The following is a 19,220-nucleotide window of genomic DNA, read 5'->3' on the forward strand; positions in this document are numbered from 1 at the left end:
GTTAGTTAACTAAAACTCCAAATTCGGATCCAGCAGCGTAATCTTGTCCATTCTGAGAACTTAAAGCTGTGAAACGGATATATCTTCCGCGAATTGGTTTGTCGAACAAAATTGTTTGCAGTTTAGTGTTTTTCTCGAAAGAACCTTCTTTGATAGGGTTACTCCAATTTTTTCCGTCTAAACTAATCTGAATTCTATAATCTTTTATATTTCCATTAGCTCCATCTTGACGAGGTAAATATGTAAATCCTTTAATCATCTTGAATTCTCCTGCATCAAAATCAACCCAATGAGGATATTGCGCAACAGTGACAGAATACATCGTATGCCAAATAGAGCTTGGATTACGATCTACAAGATTTGCAGCATCTCCTTCTCCAGTTTCTTGACTCGAAGCAAAAACAACTTGTAACGGAATCGTTTCTATTTTAGTAAATTTTGAAGAAACTTTAATGTTCGGATTATTTTTATCCCAAGTAACAATTGTATTCGCATCTCTCAATTTGAAAGGTTCTGTATACTTCGTTTCTTTTCCATTCCCGATTTTGTAATACAAATCTGCATGTTGATTTTGGCTCAAAATTGTAACTTCCCCAATTTTGTTTCGTGTAATAAGAAGTGGAGAATCTCCTGCTCCTTTTACTTTTGCTTGCGTTGAATAATTATTGCTTTGAACAGGACGAATAATAAATCCAAAAGTTGTTGCGTTTGGTTTTACACGATCTTGTTCTAATGGTGGTCCTTGCCCACAACTATTTCCTCCAAGCCCTGTAACACCAGCATCTAAATGCATATACGTTCCATTACTTTTTGGTAATTGATAGAAATGAGGCGTTTGCGTTAATTCTAATTCGCTCCAAGGCAAAACAGAAGTTGACATCAAATCTTTGCTTACAAAAACAACCCCATTTCCAGAAGTATCAGTTAAAGAACTCCATCTAACTTCCTCATTATTACTCATACTTTGCGGATTTGGCCACGGTACAAACTGATCTTTCACTGTACTTTTATGAAATTCAATATTCTGAGCGGTTTTACGATCTGCATAATTATTAATCGGACCGCGTCCGTAATAGTTGTAATTGCTCAAATTTTCTGGTAATTTCAATTCATAACCTAAACGCGCTAAAGCAAGCGATTCGTCATTTGAAGTAATACTTGACGATAATTCGATTGAACCATCTGGATAAATCGTCCAAACTTGATTTGAAGTAAATTTGAAATCATTTTCCCCAAATACTTGGTCTTTGTGTTCTTCGATCTTATATGTTCCAGAAGTACCTCCTAAAAGTGATGCGCTATTTGGCGCTTGTGATTCTACAACATACGATAATACAATTGCGCCATCTTTTCTTGTGTAAGAAGTTGATGATAAAACTTTGTGTTTTAAATTATGTAAACCTTTTTGAAACCATTGCTGATACGCCCAGTTGTCATTATCCATTGGTGCACGATAAGCATCTAATTTTGGACCGTCACCATCTTTAATAATCGTTTGGTTATTATAATTTAAACTATAAATAGTTCCAGTTTGATTATCAAATTTTACAGCGAAACCATTTCCACTAATTGTTTTTAGTTTTTCTGAATCTGTTATGGTAATTTGATTTGTTTTTTGAACTTCTTGAATTGTCGGAATTTGTTCTGCAGCTTTCACAAAAATTTGTTCTTCCATTTGAACATAATCTTTCTTCGCCCACAATTGATCATGATTTTGCTTGAATTGAATTTTTACAAAATACTCTGATGTAGGTTTTAATTTTGATTGATTAATTGGTAAACGAACGATTTGTTTTTCGCGAGGACTAATGATTTTTTTAGGCTCAATAAAAGCTGTACTTCTTTCAATTTCGATTCCATCTTCGTATAAAGCCCATTCTGGCGTGTAATCTTCTAACGAAATGAAATAATTTTTATTAAAAATTTCGATTTCACCATTCAAGATATTTGCAGGTTTTATACCAACATTTTGATAGACTTTTTTAACTTCCCAGTAAGAAGGTTTTTCCTTTAAATCAGCGAAAACTAATCCATTGTTTACAAACGTTCCGTCATTTGGTTTATCCCCGAAATTACCTCCGTAAGCGAAGAATTTTTCGCCTGTCTTTTTATCATAATAATACATTGCTTGGTCAACCCAATCCCAAATAGCACCTCCCATAAAGAAGTTGGTAGATTCCATTGCTTCCCAATAATCTATCAGATTTCCAGCTGCATTTCCCATTCCATGCGCATATTCAGAAATATGGAAAGGATATTTTAACTTATAATTTCCTTGTACAGCACCACGAACCCAATTGATAGAAGGGTATTGATTAGATCCCATATCAACAATTGCATTATTTCGCTCGTATTGAACAGGACGAGAAGTATCAATTTTTTTGATTGCATTGTAGGCTTCAACAAAATTATTTCCAGGACCAGCCTCATTTCCTAAAGACCAAATAACGATAGAAGGATGATTGATTGTTGCATGAACCATCTCTACATTACGTGCCACGTGCGCATCTCTCCACTCTTTTGGATGAGAGATTGAAGCTTCACCGTAGTAATATTGGTGACTTTCTACATTGGCCTCGTCCTCTAAATAAATCCCATATTTGTCGCATAAATAATACCAATAAGGATCATCTGGATAATGTGAGTTACGAACATGGTTAATATTTGCACGTTTCATCAACTTAATTTCTTCTTCCATCTGTTGACGTGTCACAACTTTTCCTTTTTCAGGATTTGTTTCGTGGCGGTTAACACCTTTCAGTTTTACTGTTTTTCCATTTACATAGAAATAACGTCCAGCCAAACCAAACTCATCATCTTCAGCTTTTGTATCTTTAATTTCAACCTTTCTAAATCCTACATTCGTCGAAACTGTTTCGATTGTTTTGTTCTTTACATCTTTTAATTCTCCAACTAACGTATAACGATAAGGACGCTCTGCTGACCAAAGATTTGCATTCTTTAGTTTTAGTTTTAGTTTGTAAATAGATGAAGAATTAGGATTGATTGTAACTGCATCAGAATTGATAATATATTCAGTTGTTGCAATTTTTTCAGTTTCGTCGCTGTATAATTTATTTTGATAAAGTGTATAAGCAATTTTATAACCTTTTGCGACTTTATTTGATAAATTTCTAATATCAGCCGAAATATTTAGTTCATCATCTTTATAGTTATTCGTTACATCAGGAATTACAACCAAATCTCTAACTTGGATTTTCGGTTTTGATGTTAATGAAACTGTACGAAAAATTCCTGGCAATCTAAACATATCTTGTGCTTCTAAGAATGAAGCGTCAGAATTCCTATAGACTTCAACTGCTACAGAATTTTCACCTTTTTTATTTAGATAAGGTGTAATGTTAAATGAAGCTAAATTTCTAGAATTTTTAGAAAAACCAACATATTTTCCATTAATCCATAAGTAGAAAAATGAATCTACTCCATCAAAATTCATGTAAATATCACGTCCATCCCAATTTTTAGGAACATCGAATGTACGTTTATACGAACCAACTTCATTTCTATAAATATATGTTGTCCAATCTTTGTTAGGCTCTCTCATTACACCGCCTTTCCAATCATCAACTTTTACAGCATGCTGAAAAATAACTTTTTGATTGACATAAATTGGAACACCATATTTTAAATCTCCATTTTTCTGAATTCCAAAAATATTCCAACTCATCGGGACAGGAACATCAGCCCAAGAAGAGGTATCAAAATTGTTTTCGTAAAAATTTTTCGGTCTTTCGTTTGGGTTTTTTACCCAATTAAATTTCCAAGTACCATTCAAATTCATCCAATATGGACTATTTTCTGGTAAAAGTTTTACAGCTTGATTTTGATTCTCAAAAGAGAAAAAATAGCTTTTAGGTAATTCTTTGTTGAAGGATAAATTCATTGGCGATTCCCATTCGTTACCGTCTGGAGAATCTTTCGTTCCGTAATTGAAGCCCCCTAAATTATGAGTAAAAGGATTTTCAATTGGCGGATTTATTTGTGCAAAAGTTGTCTGAACAACAAGTGTAGAAACAATAACTTTACTGTATTTTGTTATAAGATTCATTTTTCAATAAGCATTTTTAATCACGTGTTAAACAAATATAGTCTAGATTATTAAATGATTATGCTTATTTGAAGAAGTAAAAATAAGGTGATAAAATTGTAAATAATTGTTTTTTAATCTTATGAATGATTAATGATTTTTTTTCTGAAATAAATAGAATTATAGAAAAATTTTAATTTGATTAAAAGAATTGTTTAAAAAGTATTATTGTAAAAAAAGACCACTTGCAAAAGTGGTCTTTAGATTAAGTTTTCAGCTTAAATTATATATTTTTTGAATTTGCACAGCTGTAATTAACTGGACCATCGTTTGGAATATCTTTTAAAATATCTAATAAATAATCCCAGAATTTTTGTACAGAAGCAATTTCTACTTTTTCGTCAGGAGAGTGAGCACCAGAGATGTTTGGACCAAAAGAAATCATATCCAAACCTGGATAATTTGTTCCAATAATTCCGCATTCTAAACCTGCGTGGCAAGCCACAACTTTTGGTTCTTCTCCAAATTTTGAAACATAAATTCCTTTCATCAATTCTAAAATTTCAGAATGAGTATTTGCTTTCCAACCTGGGTAAGAACCAGAGAATTTAACCTCAAAACCACCTAATTCGAAACCAGCTTTTAATGTTTGTGCTAATGCTTCTTTACCTGATTCTATAGAAGAACGCGTTAAACATAAAACACGAGCGTTTCCGTCAATAACTTCTACGCGAGCCACATTGTTAGATGTTTCTACTAAACCTTCAACATCTGGACTCATTCTGTAAACACCATTGAAAGCTGCCATAATTGTTTGAACAAAAACTTTAGAATCTTGTGCTGACATTGCATCAGTTGCATCAGTTGGTTCTAGTGTAATCACCATTTTAGGTTCTTTCGTTTCATATTCTTCAATAATTTCAGCGCGTAAAGTTTCGTAAGAAGCTTTGAAAGCGTCAACTTTATCTGTAGGAATCACAATTTTAGCCCAAGACTCGCGAGGAATAGCGTTACGTAAACTTCCACCTTCCATATGAGCGATTTGTAAACCAAATTCAGTTGCAGCATTTAATAAACGAGCAATTAATTTGTTCGAATTTCCTAAACCTTCGTGAATTTGCATTCCAGAGTGTCCACCGTTCAAACCTTTTAATGTTAAGGTAAAAGCAGTTCCGTTAGTAGCTTCTGTAGTGTAAGCTTTTGTCGCCGTTACATCAACACCACCAGCGCAACCAATGTCTAATTCATCATCTTCTTCGGTATCTAAGTTCAACAAGATTTTCCCAGATAAGAATCCAGCTTTCAAACCTAAAGCACCAGTCATTCCAGTTTCTTCGTCAATTGTAAAAAATGCTTCAATAGCTGGATGAGGAATATCTTTCGATTCTAAAATAGACATAATTGTCGCAACTCCAATTCCGTTATCTGCACCTAAAGTTGTTCCATTTGCTGTAACAAATTTATCATCTTCAATGTACATTTCAATTCCTTGTGTTTCAAAATCGAATGTTACATCGTTATTTTTTTGACAAACCATATCCAAGTGCGATTGCATGATCACTTTTTTACGGTCTTCCATTCCTGGATAAGCAGCTTTTTTGATTAAAACATTTCCTACTTCGTCCGTTTCGACAGGTAAACCTAAATCTTCACCAAATTTGATGATGAACTGACGTACTTTTTCTTCTTTCTTAGAAGGTCTTGGAACTGAATTCAATGCTGAGAAGTTTTTCCAGATTGCTTTTGGTTCCAAATTAAGAATATCGTTATTCATTGTTTGTTTTTTATTGTTCCTCAAAGTTACGGAATTGCGACAATATAGTTTTATTAAAGAAGTTTTAAATTTTTTTGATTCTCAACCAACCTTTTTATTTTTTTATGAATCATATTATTATAAATGAAAAAATAAAAACGTGATGTAATACGAAAAATACTATTTTTAAATAACACTAATGATTCATGAAGAAATTAACACTATTTACAATTTTGACTTTACTCAGTGCAGTATTGTTGAATGTTTTTGTTTTCAAGAAAACTTTCAATGATGACTCAGAGAAGATAATCGCTGAAACAAATCAATATAAACATCCAATAAATTCGATTGAAATGACTGAACAAAATAATCAGGATTTAGAATTTTTGAAAATGATGTTAAAAGATAATCGTATTGTTTTTTTGGGTGAAGGTATACATCAAGATGGACAAACTTTTAAAGCCAAATCACGCTTGATAAAGTATTTGCACGAAAATTTGGATTACAATGTTGTCTTGTACGAAGCTGGACAATATGATATGTGGATAACCAACCAAGAAATGGAAAAAGGAACTTTAGGTGTTGGAAAAGATTCGATTGCGGGACTTGGTATGTTTAATTTTTGGTGGGATAATAAAGAAACTCAACCTCTAAATAACTATTATTTACAAACTAAGAAAACAAATAATCCAATCACATTAGGTGGTTTTGATATGCAATATTCTGGTGATTTACTGACAGAAATTTTAAATAATGGGTATTTAAGACGTATAAAATTATTAAGAGAGTTTTTAGCGAATCAAAATATATCTTTATATGATTACCCTTTTTTAAATCAAAATATTGATAATCTTACAATTTTTAGATATAAAAAATTTACTGAAGCTACATATAAAAAAAATGAAATTACTCAACTCCTTAAAGAGTTACAATCGATTTCATTACGAATATCAAGGCTTCCAAAAACTGAAGAAACTAAAATCTATTCACGTTATCTGAAAGATATTAAAAACCATATTCAGAAAAATTTGATGTATAAATCTGGAACTAAGGAAAGTATGAATTTTAGAGATTCTTTGATGGTAGAGAATTTAATTTATCAATTGGATTCTCTTTATCCAAATCAGAAAGTAATTATTTGGTCGGCGAATGTACATGCTTACAAAAAATATTATCCGAATAATTTTAAACCATTGGGACAATATATCAAAGAAAAATACAAGAACCAATCGTATGCAATTGGTTTTACTTCGTATGGCGTTTATAATCCTCTGAAACAAATAATTAATACACCTAATAAATATGCGGTAGAGAATGCATTTCATCAACTTAATCAGCCTTATTTCTTTTTAGATTTTAGTCAAATTCCGAATCAATCTGCACTAAAATCTGAGTATTATTCAGTTATAGATCAAGGAATGAATGTAAAAGCAAAATGGAGTGACTTTGTAGATGGAATTTTTTACATCGATGTTAATCAAGAACCAACACCACTAAAAGAAGAGAAATAATGAAAAGTATAGAAATAAAAGATTTGAATTTTAGTTTCGGGTCAAAACAAATATTAAATCAAGTTAATCTTAATGTTCCGAAAGGAAGTATTTATGGCTATTTGGGGCGAAATGGAGCAGGAAAATCGACAACAATAAAATTGCTTTTAGGATTATTGAATTCGAATGAAGATACTATTTTCTTGAATGAGTTGAGTATCAAAAAACATCCTATTAAGATTCATGCTTTAACAGGTAATTTGATTGAAGCGCCTTGTTTTTACACAAAATTGACTGTTTATGAAAATTTAAAATACTTAGATGTAATTTATCAAAAAGGTGAGGAGCGAATTAGTGAAGTGTTAGATTTGGTTGGTTTGTTGTACGCGGAACATTATAAAACATCTGATTTATCGATGGGAATGAAACAACGTTTGGGAATTGCAATAGCGATTTTTCATGATCCAGAAATTTTGATTTTAGATGAACCTCTTAATGGATTGGATGCACAAGGAATTTATGAAATGCGCGAATTGTTTTTGAGGTTGAATGCATCAGGTAAAACGATTTTTTTGTCAAGTCATATTTTAAGTGAATTAGAACGAGTTGCTACGCATATTGGAATTATAGAAGGAGGAAAGATGATTTTTGAAGGCAAAAAAGAAGAATTACTTGGGAATGTTGTTCGTAAAGTTGCTATAAAAATAAATGATGCAGAGAAAGCAAAACAACTTTTTGAAAATGTAATAATTGAAGATAACGTCATGCATTTTGAAATTGAAAACGATGATGATTTTCATCAAAAAATACAACAATTAATTCAGCATAACATTAAAATTTATGATGTTCAGTCTGAAACAGCTAATCTTGAACAAATTTTTATTAACCTAATTCAACACTAAAATGACAAATACATTTTATAAAGCATTTGCTTCCGAACTATATAAATTATCAAAAAACAAAGAAATTTTTGGTGTATTATTTTTACCAACTTTAGTCGTTTTAGGTGTTTTTTTCTATTTAATTTATAAAGTACCAATGGAACCTATTGCTTTGAATCCGTGGTACGGTTTTTTAGGACGATATGTTTTTATGTTTTTCTATATGCTATTTCCAGTTTTAATTGCTGTGTTTGTGCATTCATGTTGCGATGTAGAATATAAGAACAACAATTATAAATTGTTATTTACACTGCCCATTTCACATGCTAAAATTTATTTAGCCAAAGCTTTATTTATTTTAATTATAGTCAGTTTTTCTGTTGTTGGGGCTTATGTGTTTTTTCTATTAAGTGGATATTTATTACAATTTATTTCACCAAATTATGGTTTTCAGAATTTTGATTTTAGAGAAATTGCTTTTTACACTTTTTTCAAATTATGGATTGGATGTTTAGCTGTATCTATGATACAATTTGCTTTGAGTTTATTCTTCAGAAGTTTTATTTATCCAGTAGGTTTTTCTCTATTTGTAACTGTTTTTTGTTCTGTGATTAGTAGTAAAAAGTTTGCAGATTTCATTCCTTATTCAAGTTCTCCAAAATCATTTGATAACTTAATGAATCAAATAGCATCTTTAGAAAGATTAGATTATATCAACCTTATATACAATATTTTCTTTTTAGGGTTGAGTTACTTTATCTTTATAAGAAAGAAAAATCTATAAAGCAAAAAATCCCTTGAATTCAAGGGATTTTTTAATGTATACTTTTTATATTTATCTTGTAGAAGGCATAGGAGATTCTTTGTCTACAACTGGTCTATTTTCGACGTTTGCTAAAATCCAAATTGTATTGAAAGCTAATTTTGTACGACGCGTCAATAAATCATATTCAATTTTGTCTGGTGTATCGCCTGGTTTGTGGTAATCATCGTGCACACCATTAAAGAAGAAAACAGACGGAATGTTATGTTTCGCAAAATTATAGTGGTCAGAACGGTAATAAAAACGATTTGGATCATCTGGCGTATTGTAACGCATATCTAAATTAATTCCTAATCCATCATTTGCTGCTAAAACAGCTTTGTGTAAATCAGAAGACAACATTTCAGAACCAATTACATAAACAAAGTCTCTTGTTTGTTCATTATGTTCGTAGTCTACTCGACCAATCATATCAATGTTAACATTTGCAACTGTGTTTGCAAGAGGAAAAATTGGATGTTCTGAATAATATTTAGAACCTAATAATCCTTTTTCTTCACCAGAAACATGTAGCAATAAAACCGAACGTTTTGGACGAATTCCTTTCTTCTCAGCTTCGCGGAAAATACGACCAATTTCCATTACAGCAACAGTTCCAGAACCATCATCATCAGCACCAGCATATAATTTTCCATCTTTTATTCCTTCGTGATCATAATGTGCCGAAATCACCACAATTTCTTCTGGTTTTTCTGATCCTTTGATGAATCCCATCACATTTCTCATTTGACCTTTTACTCGGTTAAAAGTTCCAGCAGGAATAATTTGGAAATAATTATTATTTGGTCCATTAATTCCTAATTCTTTGTAATAATTAGAGATATAGTTTCCCGCTTTTATTTCGCCTTCAGTTCCAGCATTTCTACCTTCCATATCAGGCGCAGCAATGATGTAAAGCTGTTTTTTTAATTCAGCTTCAGAAATTTTGTCTGTATATTTTACAAGACTCTTTTGATATTTCTCCTGAGAAATTGGTTTTGTAGAATCACAACTTACTAAAGTAGCAGTTAAAGCAATTGCAAATAAAAATTGTTTCATGTTAATTTTTTGAATTAAATTTAAAATTAATCTAACCAAGCAGAATAAAAAAGAAAATTTGAATAAAAAACCAATATTTATACGGATTCTATCCGAATTTGGGATTGTCTTTTTTATATTTGCCCGTTTTTAAATAAATTATGTCACAATTATTCAGAAAAAAATCTGTCGAATCCATTTTAGCAGAATCTGCAAAGAACACGACTACAATGAAAAGAACTTTAGGTGTTCGAGATTTAACAGGTTTTGGTATCGCCGCAATTGTTGGAGCTGGTATTTTTAGTACTATTGGTCGAGCAAGTTTTGAAGGTGGACCAGCAGTTATCTTCCTTTTTATTTTTACGGCAATTGCCTGTGGTTTTACAGCTTTTGCTTATGCAGAATTTGCTTCGTTAGTGCCTGTTTCGGGTAGTGCGTATACCTATAGCTATGTTGCATTTGGAGAATTATTTGCTTGGGTAATTGGTTGGGCATTGATTATGGAATATGCGATTGGGAATATTGTGCTCGCGATTTCGTGGAGTGATTATTTTACCACCTTGCTCTCCGGGATGGGATTACATCTGCCAGAATGGATGACAATGGATTATTTTACGGCGAGAGAAGGTTTTGAATTTGTTTCGAATGAGTTAGCGAAAGGTAAAACATTAGAAGGAATTGCGAATTCGCCTTATGCGCAAGAGATTCCAAAATATTTAGCCTTTAAAGATGCTCCATATTTAGGATTTAATTTAGTGGTGGATATTCCTGCATTAATCATTACTTTTTTGATTACAGCTTTGGTTTATCGTGGAATTAATGAATCGAGAAAAGCAAGTAATGCAATGGTTGTGTTAAAATTAGCTGTGGTACTTTTGGTAATTGTGGTTGGTGCTTTTTATGTGAATCCAGATAATTGGAATCCTTTTGCACCGAATGGAGTAGGAGGTGTTTTGGCTGGAGTTTCGTCTGTTTTTTACGCTTATATTGGGTTTGATGCGATTAGCACAACTGCGGAAGAATGTAAAGATCCGAAGCGAGATTTGCCTCGTGGAATTTTTGCGTCTATCATTATTTGTACTGTTTTATATGTGCTGATTGCTTTAGTAATTACGGGAATGGTTCATTATTCTGAATTGAATGTTGGAGATCCTTTGGCGTATGTTTTTGATAAAATTCAAGATTTAAAGTGGTTGGCAGGAATTATTGCTTTTTCGGCTGTAGTAGCGATGGCGAGTGTATTTATTGTTTTTCAAATTGGGCAACCTCGTATTTGGATGACAATGTCTCGTGATGGTTTATTACCAAAGAAATTTTCTACTATTCACCCGAAATTTAAAACACCTTCTTTTGCAACTATTTTTACTGGATTTGTAGTTGGAGTTCCTATTTTATTTACAGATTTGGAATTGGTTGTTGATGCTTGTTCTATTGGAACTTTGTTTGCTTTTGTGTTAGTTTGTGCTGCTGTACTTCGTATGGATGCCGATCCAAATGCGAAAAGAGGAAATTTTAAAACGCCTTTTATCAATGCAAAATACATTATGCCAATTGTAACTGCCGTGATTGTATTTTTATGCGCAACAACATTTAAAGATGATTCGATTGATTTCTTTACGAATAAACCGCAACCTATGCCAATTGAACATTTTGTAAATTCGTTATCGCCAAAAGAATTAAAAGATTCTTATGCAACAATTAATGAATTAACAGGATCTGAAATTGAATTTTTGGATGATTATTTGGCACAATTATCTCCAGAACAATATAAATCTACTTTGAGCAAATTACCAGTTTACGAAGATAAGAAGATGGAAAAAGGATGGGATGTTTTCAAACACAAAATTCCAATGATTCTATTCTTAATGATTTATGTTTTTATGGTAGTTAGAACATTTTTCAAAAGAACTTCTATTATTCCGTTAGCTGGTATGTTGTGTTGTTTTTATATGATGGCGCAATTAGGATTGAAAAACTGGATGATTTTCTTGATTTGGATTGCAATTGGTTTAACAATTTATTTCACTTACGGTTATAAACATAGTAAGTTGAGAAATGTTTAAACTTACAATAAACAATAAAAGATCCGATTATAATCATTTATAACCGGATCTTTTTGTTTCTATCAGTTATATTTGCAGAAATTTAACCCTATGAAAAAAATTCTATTGAGCCTGTTTATTTTAGGTTCTTTTTATGTTTCTGCGCAAGATATTGATATAAAAAAAGGAAAAGTTCTATTTGATAAAAAAGAAGTTGCATTAGTTGAAGGAAAAAAACGTGTTTATACGTTGTCAGATATACAAAATAAACCAATTTTATCTATTGAATATAAAGCTGAACCATATCCATATGGTGGTAATAAAATTTGGTTTAGATTGATTGATTTAACATCAAATCAGTCTAATGATTTTGAAACAGATATGAAAGGTTTCTCTTTATTTAATTTAGAAAAAGATATTGTGAAAACCTTTTCAAATGGACAATATAAGATTATTACTTCAAATGGAATAGATCAATCTATTGTACAACAAATTTTGCAACTTGATAAAAGAGATATACAAGAGGAATATAATAATGAAATTTTAGATTATAATAAATTATTAGATGAATTAACAGAATTAGTGAAATCTAATGGGATTTATTTTGACAATAAAGGAATTATATATCAAAATAACATTAAAATTGGACAAATATTGTATTCTCCTTCTGGATTTTCTGTAGATAATTATACTTTAGTTGAAAATAATAATTATAAAGTAGGTGAATTTGGAGGAAATTCTTTAGAAATTAGTGACTTAAATAAAGTTTATTCATTAAAATTAAAAGAATTAGAAAACCCATTAAAAGATAAAAGTTCAAGAGATATAAAGAATAATAAATTTTTTACCCAAATTGTAGGATTTGCTTTAAAAAATGGTTTTGCTTTAAATACTCAACTTCAAATAAAAAATTCAACAGAGGAAAGGGTTGATTATCAGAATAAAATTGCAGAAGCTAAAGCAAATTCTTCCAATTTATATGATGTCCCAGGTTTTCTTATTGACGAAAAAGGAAATAAGGTTGCTGGTAAACTTTCGATTAATTTTGAAAATGCAACAAGTAAAGTTGAAAAAAGCAATATAGAATCTTTACCTGAAAATTACGGTAAATCAGTTTATGTAAAAGCTGTAAATGAGAAAGGGAAAGAAAAATCTACACGATATAAATCAAACACAGGAGCAAAATTCTGTACAGATTCAGGAGATTGTTATATAGGTTTGAAAACGATTGGTAATGTTTTTAATTCAATTGGAAATGTAATGAGTTTAAGCACTGATTTTTCATATTTCTATAAAATTTTAAATGAAGATAACGGATTTCTTATTTTAGAAGAACCGTCTAATAATAAACTTTATATAAAAATACCTAATCAAGAAAAAGCGCTTTATTTAGGAAATAATAATGATGATAAATTGGAAAAAAATTTCAACGAATACATAAAATGTAGTTTAAATGTGACGGATTTTGACTTAAAATCTGTAGATGGAATCAAAACCTTTTTTGAAAAATATAAAACGACTTGTAAATAGTATGAAAAGCGATTCAATTTTGAATCGCTTTTTTTATTAAATTTATTTTCTCAAATAAGTTAGATAACTTCTTTATTTCGACGCAAAACTTTACCTTTGTCCTATAAATTTGACGACAAATGTTTAGAACTCATACTTGTGGTGAATTAACACAAGCCAACATTAATGAAAAAGTCACGTTAAGCGGTTGGGTATCAACGTTACGTGACAAAGGTTTTATGATGTGGATCGATTTACGTGATCGCTATGGAATCACACAAATCATCTTAGATGAAGAACGTTCTTCGAAAGAATTATTTGAAACTGCTCGTCATTTAGGACGCGAGTTCGTAATTCAAGTTACAGGAACTGTAATCGAAAGAGCTTCAAAAAATCCAAACATTCCAACAGGGGATATTGAAATCTTAGCAGAAAACATTACAATTTTGAATGAATCTGCATTGCCTCCATTTACAATCGAAGATAATACAGATGGTGGAGAAGATATCCGTATGAAATATCGTTATTTAGATATTCGTCGTAATCCAGTAAAAGAAAAATTAATCTTCCGTTCTAAAGTTGCGCAGGAAGTTCGTAAATATTTAGATGCACAAGAATTTGTAGAGGTTGAAACTCCAGTTTTAATTAAATCTACGCCAGAAGGTGCGCGTGATTTCGTGGTTCCATCTCGTATGAATCCAGGTGAATTTTATGCGTTACCACAATCGCCACAAACATTCAAACAATTATTAATGGTAGGAGGTTTAGACCGCTATTTCCAAATTGTAAAATGTTTCCGTGACGAAGATTTACGTGCAGACCGTCAACCAGAGTTTACACAAATTGACTGTGAAATGTCGTTTGTTGAACAAGAAGATATCATGAATGTTTTCGAAGGTTTAGCAAAACATTTATTACATACTTTCAAAGGATTAGAATTTGAACAATTCCCACGTATGACATTTGCAGAAGCAATGCGTCGTTATGGAAATGATAAACCAGATATTCGTTTTGGAATGGAATTCGGTGAAATCACAGACTTAGCTAAAGGAAAAGATTTCAAAATCTTTGATGAACAAGAATTAATTGTTGGTATTGCTGCGGAAGGTTGTAATGCTTACACACGTAAAGATATTGATAAATTAATCGAATGGGTTCAACGTCCACAAATTGGGGCAACTGGTCTTGTTTGGGCGCGTTATAATGAAGATGGAACATTTAAATCTTCTGTAGATAAATTTTATTCGCAAGAAGATTTAGCAGCTTGGGCAGAGCGTATGAACGCAAAACCAGGAGATTTAATGTTGGTGATGTCTGGTAATACAAACAAAGTTCGTGCGCAATTATCGGCTTTACGTATGGAAATCGCAGAGCGTTTAGGATTACGTAATCCAGAAGTTTTTGCTCCATTATGGGTTGTAGATTTTCCTTTATTAGAATGGGACGAAGAATCTGAAAGATATCACGCGATGCACCATCCATTTACTTCTCCAAAACCAGAGGATATGGAATTAATTGCGACTAATCCAGGTGAAGTTCGTGCAAATGCATATGATTTAGTTTTAAATGGGAATGAAATCGGTGGAGGTTCTATTCGTATTTTCGATAAAGAAGTTCAAGCAAGAATGTTCGAATTATTAGGATTTACGCCAGATCAAGCAGAAGCGCAATTTGGTTTCTTAATGAACGCTTTCAAATATGGTGCGCCACCTCATGGAGGTTTAGCATTCGGTTTTGATCGTTTTGTATCGATTTTAGATGGTTCAGAAACAATTCGTGATTACATCGCATTCCCTAAAAATAATTCGGGTCGCGATGTCATGATTGATGCACCTTCTCCAATTGATCAAACACAAATGGATGAACTGAATATTGCGTCAACATTTGTTGCAAAATAAAAAGAAAAATTTTCTATAAATATTAAAGACTACTTATTTAAGTAGTCTTTTTTTATTGATTAATTTTAAATTACATGACAATTTTTAAATGTAGAAGCAAAACCTTTGCTGTATCTTTGCAATTGTAAATAGAGAATAAATTGGAATTAAAAGAGCATTTAAGGCGTAATATCAAATTAGCATTTCCTGTAATGATTACTCAAATGGGGCAAATTTCTGTCAACATTATTGATAACATTATGGTTGGTGGTTTAGGTGGAAAATATGATAATATAGAAGATGAGGTTTTGGGGAAAACAGCTTTAGCAGCAGCTTCTTTAGGAAATTCATTATTTTTTGCGGTTTTAGTATTTGCTTTCGGATTTAGTTTTGCGTTGTCACCATTGATTGCGGCAGAAGATTCGAAAGGCGATAAAAAAATGGCTGCAAATTATTTTTCGCATAGTTTGGTCTTGAATATTACTCTATCAATCGGTTTATTCTTATTGATTACATTTCTGAAACCGCTAATGTTCTACATGGGACAACCCGCTGATGTAGTGGAAAAATGTATTCCATATCTAACGATTATGACATTTTCGATGATTCCATTGATGATTTTCCAAACTTTTCGTCAATTATCGGAAGGTTTATCATTAACGATTCCTGTTACAATTGCAACTGTTTTGAGTAACGTGATTAATATTACGTTAAACTATGGTTGGATTTACGGGAATTGGGGATTCCCACGTTTAGAAGTCGCTGGTGCAGCCTGGGGAACATTCGTTGCGCGTTTGGTGATGATGATTTTCTTAATTATTGTATTGTTTAATTTTAAGAAAACGAAATCAGTTTTGCAAGAAGTTCAATTTAAGGCAAGTAATTTTCAGAAAACTATTTTCAGAAAAATTGCTGGAATTGGAATTCCAACCGCCTTAACTTCTTTCTTTGAAATGAGTGCGTTCTCTCTGGCAGCCTTTGTTTGCGGTTATACATTTACAAACTCTATTGCAGATCAAGAATTAGCAAAAGTAAATTTAGCAGCTCATCAAATTGCGATAAATTTAGCTTCCACAACTTTTATGATGTGTACAGGAATTGGGGTTGCAGCAACGGTTCGTATTGGAAATCAATTAGGTTTAAAAGATTATAAAACCTTAAGAGAGGCAGGTTGGTCTTGTATTTTAATGGTTTTATCATTTATGATTTTGTGTGGAATTTTGTTTATTATTTTCCGTTATCAGTTACCAACAATTTATTTAGACAATCCAGATGTTATCAATTTAGCTGCATCCTTATTAATCATTGCTTCGCTTTTCCAAATGTCAGATGGCGTACAATTGGTATTACTAGGTGCTTTGAGAGGAATGACTGATGTTAAAATCCCTTCTATTCTAACGTTTATTTCATATTGGTTAATCGCAATTCCGATTGGTGTAGTCTTAGCTATTGTATTTGAAATGCGAGCATTTGGGATGTGGATTGGTTTAGGAACTGGATTAACAGCTTCGGCAGTGTTTTTGATGATTCGTTACAATCGTCAAACGAAGAAAATGATTAGGGAAAATCCTAATGCAGAAATAATTTTAGAAGATAAATTAAAAAACATATAAAATGGAATTACCAAAATTTTTATTGGCTGATAACTCTACAATGCCAGACAAAATCTTTATTTTACATACAGATTATCCTCGATTTTTATTAGATGTAGAAACTGACGATATTGAATGGTTTGAAGATATTTCTGAAGAAGAAGATAACGAAGAATTTAATACTGAAATTGCTAATTTAATTGAAGACGCTTTAGATTTTTATGATCAAGAAATGTCTTTGTTAGATGATGAAGAATAAGTCTTAAATAAATAAAATTTCTGTGTTTTTATTGGTGTAAGATTTACACTAAAATAATTTTATATGCTTGCATTATAATTTTTTTATTAGTATTTTGCAACTAAGAAAATTATTCAAAACCATGGAAATAAAAAGATTATTTGATTTTCCGCAAAATCAATTAGAAAATAATCCTCGAGAAGATGCATTGGTGTCTAAAGTGAACGGAACTTGGGTGAAAACATCTACGCAAGAATACGTTGGCAAAGCAAATGCATTTAGTCGAGGATTATTACAATTAGGAATCAAGCCACAAGATAAAATTGCAATAGTCACTTCAACTAATCGTACCGAATGGAACATCTGTGATATCGGTATTCAGCAAGTTGGCGCGATTTCCGTTCCATTATATCCAACACTTTCGGAAGATGATTTTGATTATATCTTAAATAATGCTGAATGTAAATTTATCATTGTTTCTGATAAAGGTTTATACGATACGGTTGCGGCTGTAAAAGATAAAGTGTCAACATTGGTTGGGATTTATAGTTTTGATGAAATTGCTGGAGTTCCTAATTATAAAGAAATTTTAGATTTGGGTGAAGATAATTCAACACAACATGAAGTAGATAGTATCAAAGAGATGATAAAACCTTCTGATATGGCAACTTTGATTTATACTTCTGGAACAACAGGTCGTCCGAAAGGTGTTGTATTAACGCACGAAAATATCGTTTCTGATGTTTTAATGTCTGTTGATCGTATTCCAGATTTTCCAAATCATGCGATTGCGTTAAGTTTTCTTCCGATTAATCATGTTTTCGAACGTATGTTGATTTATTTGTATCAACATTTGAGTATTGGAATTTGGTATGCAGAAAGCATCGATAAATTAGGAGATAATATGAAAGAGGTCAAACCACATGTAATGACGGTTGTGCCTCGATTAGTTGAAAAGGTTTACGATAAAATTTACAATACAGGTGCTTCTGCAGGAGGTCTTAAAACGAAAATTTTTATGTGGGCTTTAAGCCTTGTTGAAGATTACGATCCTTATAATCCAAAAGGTGGATTATTTGGGTTGAAACATTCTATCGCGAAAAGTTTGGTTTTCAGTAAATGGAAAGAAGGAGTTGGAGGAAATTTAGTATGTATGGTGTCGGGATCTGCACCTTTAGCAGCACGTTTGAATCATATTTTCTGGGGTGCTGGAATTCCAATTTTAGAAGGTTATGGTTTGACAGAAACTTCTCCTGTAATTTCGGTGAATTGTATGAAGAAAGATGGTTTCGGAATCGGAACTGTTGGTGCTCCATTAAAAGGAATCGAGGTTAAAATTGCAGAAGATGGAGAGATTTTAGTCAAAGGTCCTAACGTTACACAAGGTTATTATAAAGATCCTGAAAAAACTGCTGAAGCATTCACACCAGATGGTTATTTCAAAACGGGTGATATTGGAGTTCTTGAAAGAGGTTTACTTAAAATTACTGATCGTAAAAAAGAGATGTTCAAAACTTCTGGAGGAAAATATATTGCACCTCAAATTATTGAAAATAAGTTTAAACAATCTCGTTTTATCGAGCAAGTAATGGTTGTTGGAGAAGGAGAGAAGATGCCTTGTGCGATTATTCAACCTAATTTTCAAGTGTTGAAAGATTATTTACGTATCAAAGGAATTGCTGAACCTGCAACGAAGGCAGATTTAATTAAAGAGCCTGCAATTTTAGATATTATAGGTCGTGAAATTGAAAAAATGAATAAAGGTTTAGGACATTGGGAACAAATCAAAAAGTTTGAATTAACTCCTGATGAATGGACAATTGATGATGGATTATTAACGCCAACATTAAAATTGAAACGTAAAAATGTCTTGGCTAAATATCAAGATTTATACAATAAATTATACGATAAGAAATAATAAAAAATCCCTTCAAAAATTTTTGAAGGGAT

General features: G+C 31.7%; 12 protein-coding genes. 9 read left to right on the top strand and 3 right to left on the bottom strand.

Translation table 11 applies throughout. The annotated features are described in order from the left end of the window. Position 1 precedes the first annotated feature (1 nt). Both B3M86_RS00555 and B3M86_RS00560 read right to left on the bottom strand, forming a co-directional pair. The gene (locus B3M86_RS00555) at positions 2-4,069 is read right to left on the bottom strand and encodes a glycoside hydrolase family 2 TIM barrel-domain containing protein (protein ID WP_291047076.1); all 4,068 of its coding nucleotides are present in this window, start codon (positions 4,067-4,069) and stop codon (positions 2-4) included. Positions 4,070-4,331: 262 nt separating this feature from the next. Further along, positions 4,332-5,822, bottom strand: a complete 1,491-nt coding sequence (locus B3M86_RS00560) for an aminoacyl-histidine dipeptidase (RefSeq protein ID WP_219034212.1) — start codon at positions 5,820-5,822, stop codon at positions 4,332-4,334. Positions 5,823-6,034: 212 nt separating this feature from the next. On the opposite strand from B3M86_RS00560, the gene B3M86_RS00565 reads away from it, so the two are divergent. Genes B3M86_RS00565 through B3M86_RS00575 form a run of 3 tightly spaced genes read left to right on the top strand, consistent with a single transcriptional unit; the run spans position 6,035 to position 8,956 of the window. Next, a complete protein-coding gene (locus B3M86_RS00565) occupies positions 6,035-7,312 on the top strand; it encodes an erythromycin esterase family protein (protein ID WP_291078942.1) in 1,278 nt (425 codons plus the stop codon). Next, positions 7,312-8,193 (top strand): ABC transporter ATP-binding protein, encoded by an 882-nt coding sequence (locus B3M86_RS00570; protein ID WP_286495568.1) that lies wholly within the window; start codon positions 7,312-7,314, stop codon positions 8,191-8,193. Before B3M86_RS00565 ends, B3M86_RS00570 begins: the two co-directional genes overlap by 1 nt. A 1-nt stretch (position 8,194) precedes the next feature. Next, positions 8,195-8,956 carry an ABC transporter permease gene (locus tag B3M86_RS00575; protein WP_286495567.1) on the top strand — a complete coding sequence of 254 codons (762 nt, stop codon included), beginning with the start codon at positions 8,195-8,197 and terminating at the stop codon, positions 8,954-8,956. A gap of 51 nt (positions 8,957-9,007) precedes the next feature. Here the strand turns inward: B3M86_RS00575 and B3M86_RS00580 are convergent, their stop codons facing one another. After that, on the bottom strand, positions 9,008-10,033 hold the full coding sequence (locus tag B3M86_RS00580) for a M28 family peptidase (RefSeq protein ID WP_280049540.1): 1,026 nt from the start codon (positions 10,031-10,033) through the stop codon (positions 9,008-9,010). A gap of 140 nt (positions 10,034-10,173) precedes the next feature. On the opposite strand from B3M86_RS00580, the gene B3M86_RS00585 reads away from it, so the two are divergent. From B3M86_RS00585 to B3M86_RS00610, 6 genes are all read left to right on the top strand, one after another. Beyond that, on the top strand, positions 10,174-12,075 hold the full coding sequence (locus tag B3M86_RS00585) for an amino acid permease (RefSeq protein WP_221855381.1): 1,902 nt from the start codon (positions 10,174-10,176) through the stop codon (positions 12,073-12,075). A 90-nt stretch (positions 12,076-12,165) separates the two neighbouring features. Then, complete coding sequence (locus B3M86_RS00590; protein WP_286495566.1) at positions 12,166-13,584, top strand: hypothetical protein; 1,419 nt, start codon at positions 12,166-12,168, stop codon at positions 13,582-13,584. A gap of 119 nt (positions 13,585-13,703) precedes the next feature. Continuing rightward, entirely contained in the window at positions 13,704-15,461 is a 1,758-nt protein-coding gene (aspS, locus tag B3M86_RS00595) for an aspartate--tRNA ligase (RefSeq protein ID WP_286495565.1), read from the top strand. A gap of 140 nt (positions 15,462-15,601) precedes the next feature. Then, positions 15,602-17,053, top strand: coding sequence for an MATE family efflux transporter (locus B3M86_RS00600; RefSeq protein WP_286495564.1), 1,452 nt, complete (start codon positions 15,602-15,604; stop codon positions 17,051-17,053). Between the two features lies 1 nt (position 17,054). After that, positions 17,055-17,291, top strand: coding sequence for a hypothetical protein (locus tag B3M86_RS00605; RefSeq protein WP_038336082.1), 237 nt, complete (start codon positions 17,055-17,057; stop codon positions 17,289-17,291). A gap of 121 nt (positions 17,292-17,412) precedes the next feature. Next, positions 17,413-19,188 (top strand): AMP-dependent synthetase/ligase, encoded by a 1,776-nt coding sequence (locus B3M86_RS00610; RefSeq protein WP_115001063.1) that lies wholly within the window; start codon positions 17,413-17,415, stop codon positions 19,186-19,188. The last annotated feature ends 32 nt before the right edge of the window (positions 19,189-19,220 follow it).

The sequence above is a fragment of the Empedobacter sp. UBA6305 genome (genome assembly GCF_002440405.1).
Classification (GTDB): Bacteria; Bacteroidota; Bacteroidia; order Flavobacteriales; family Weeksellaceae; genus Empedobacter; species Empedobacter falsenii_B.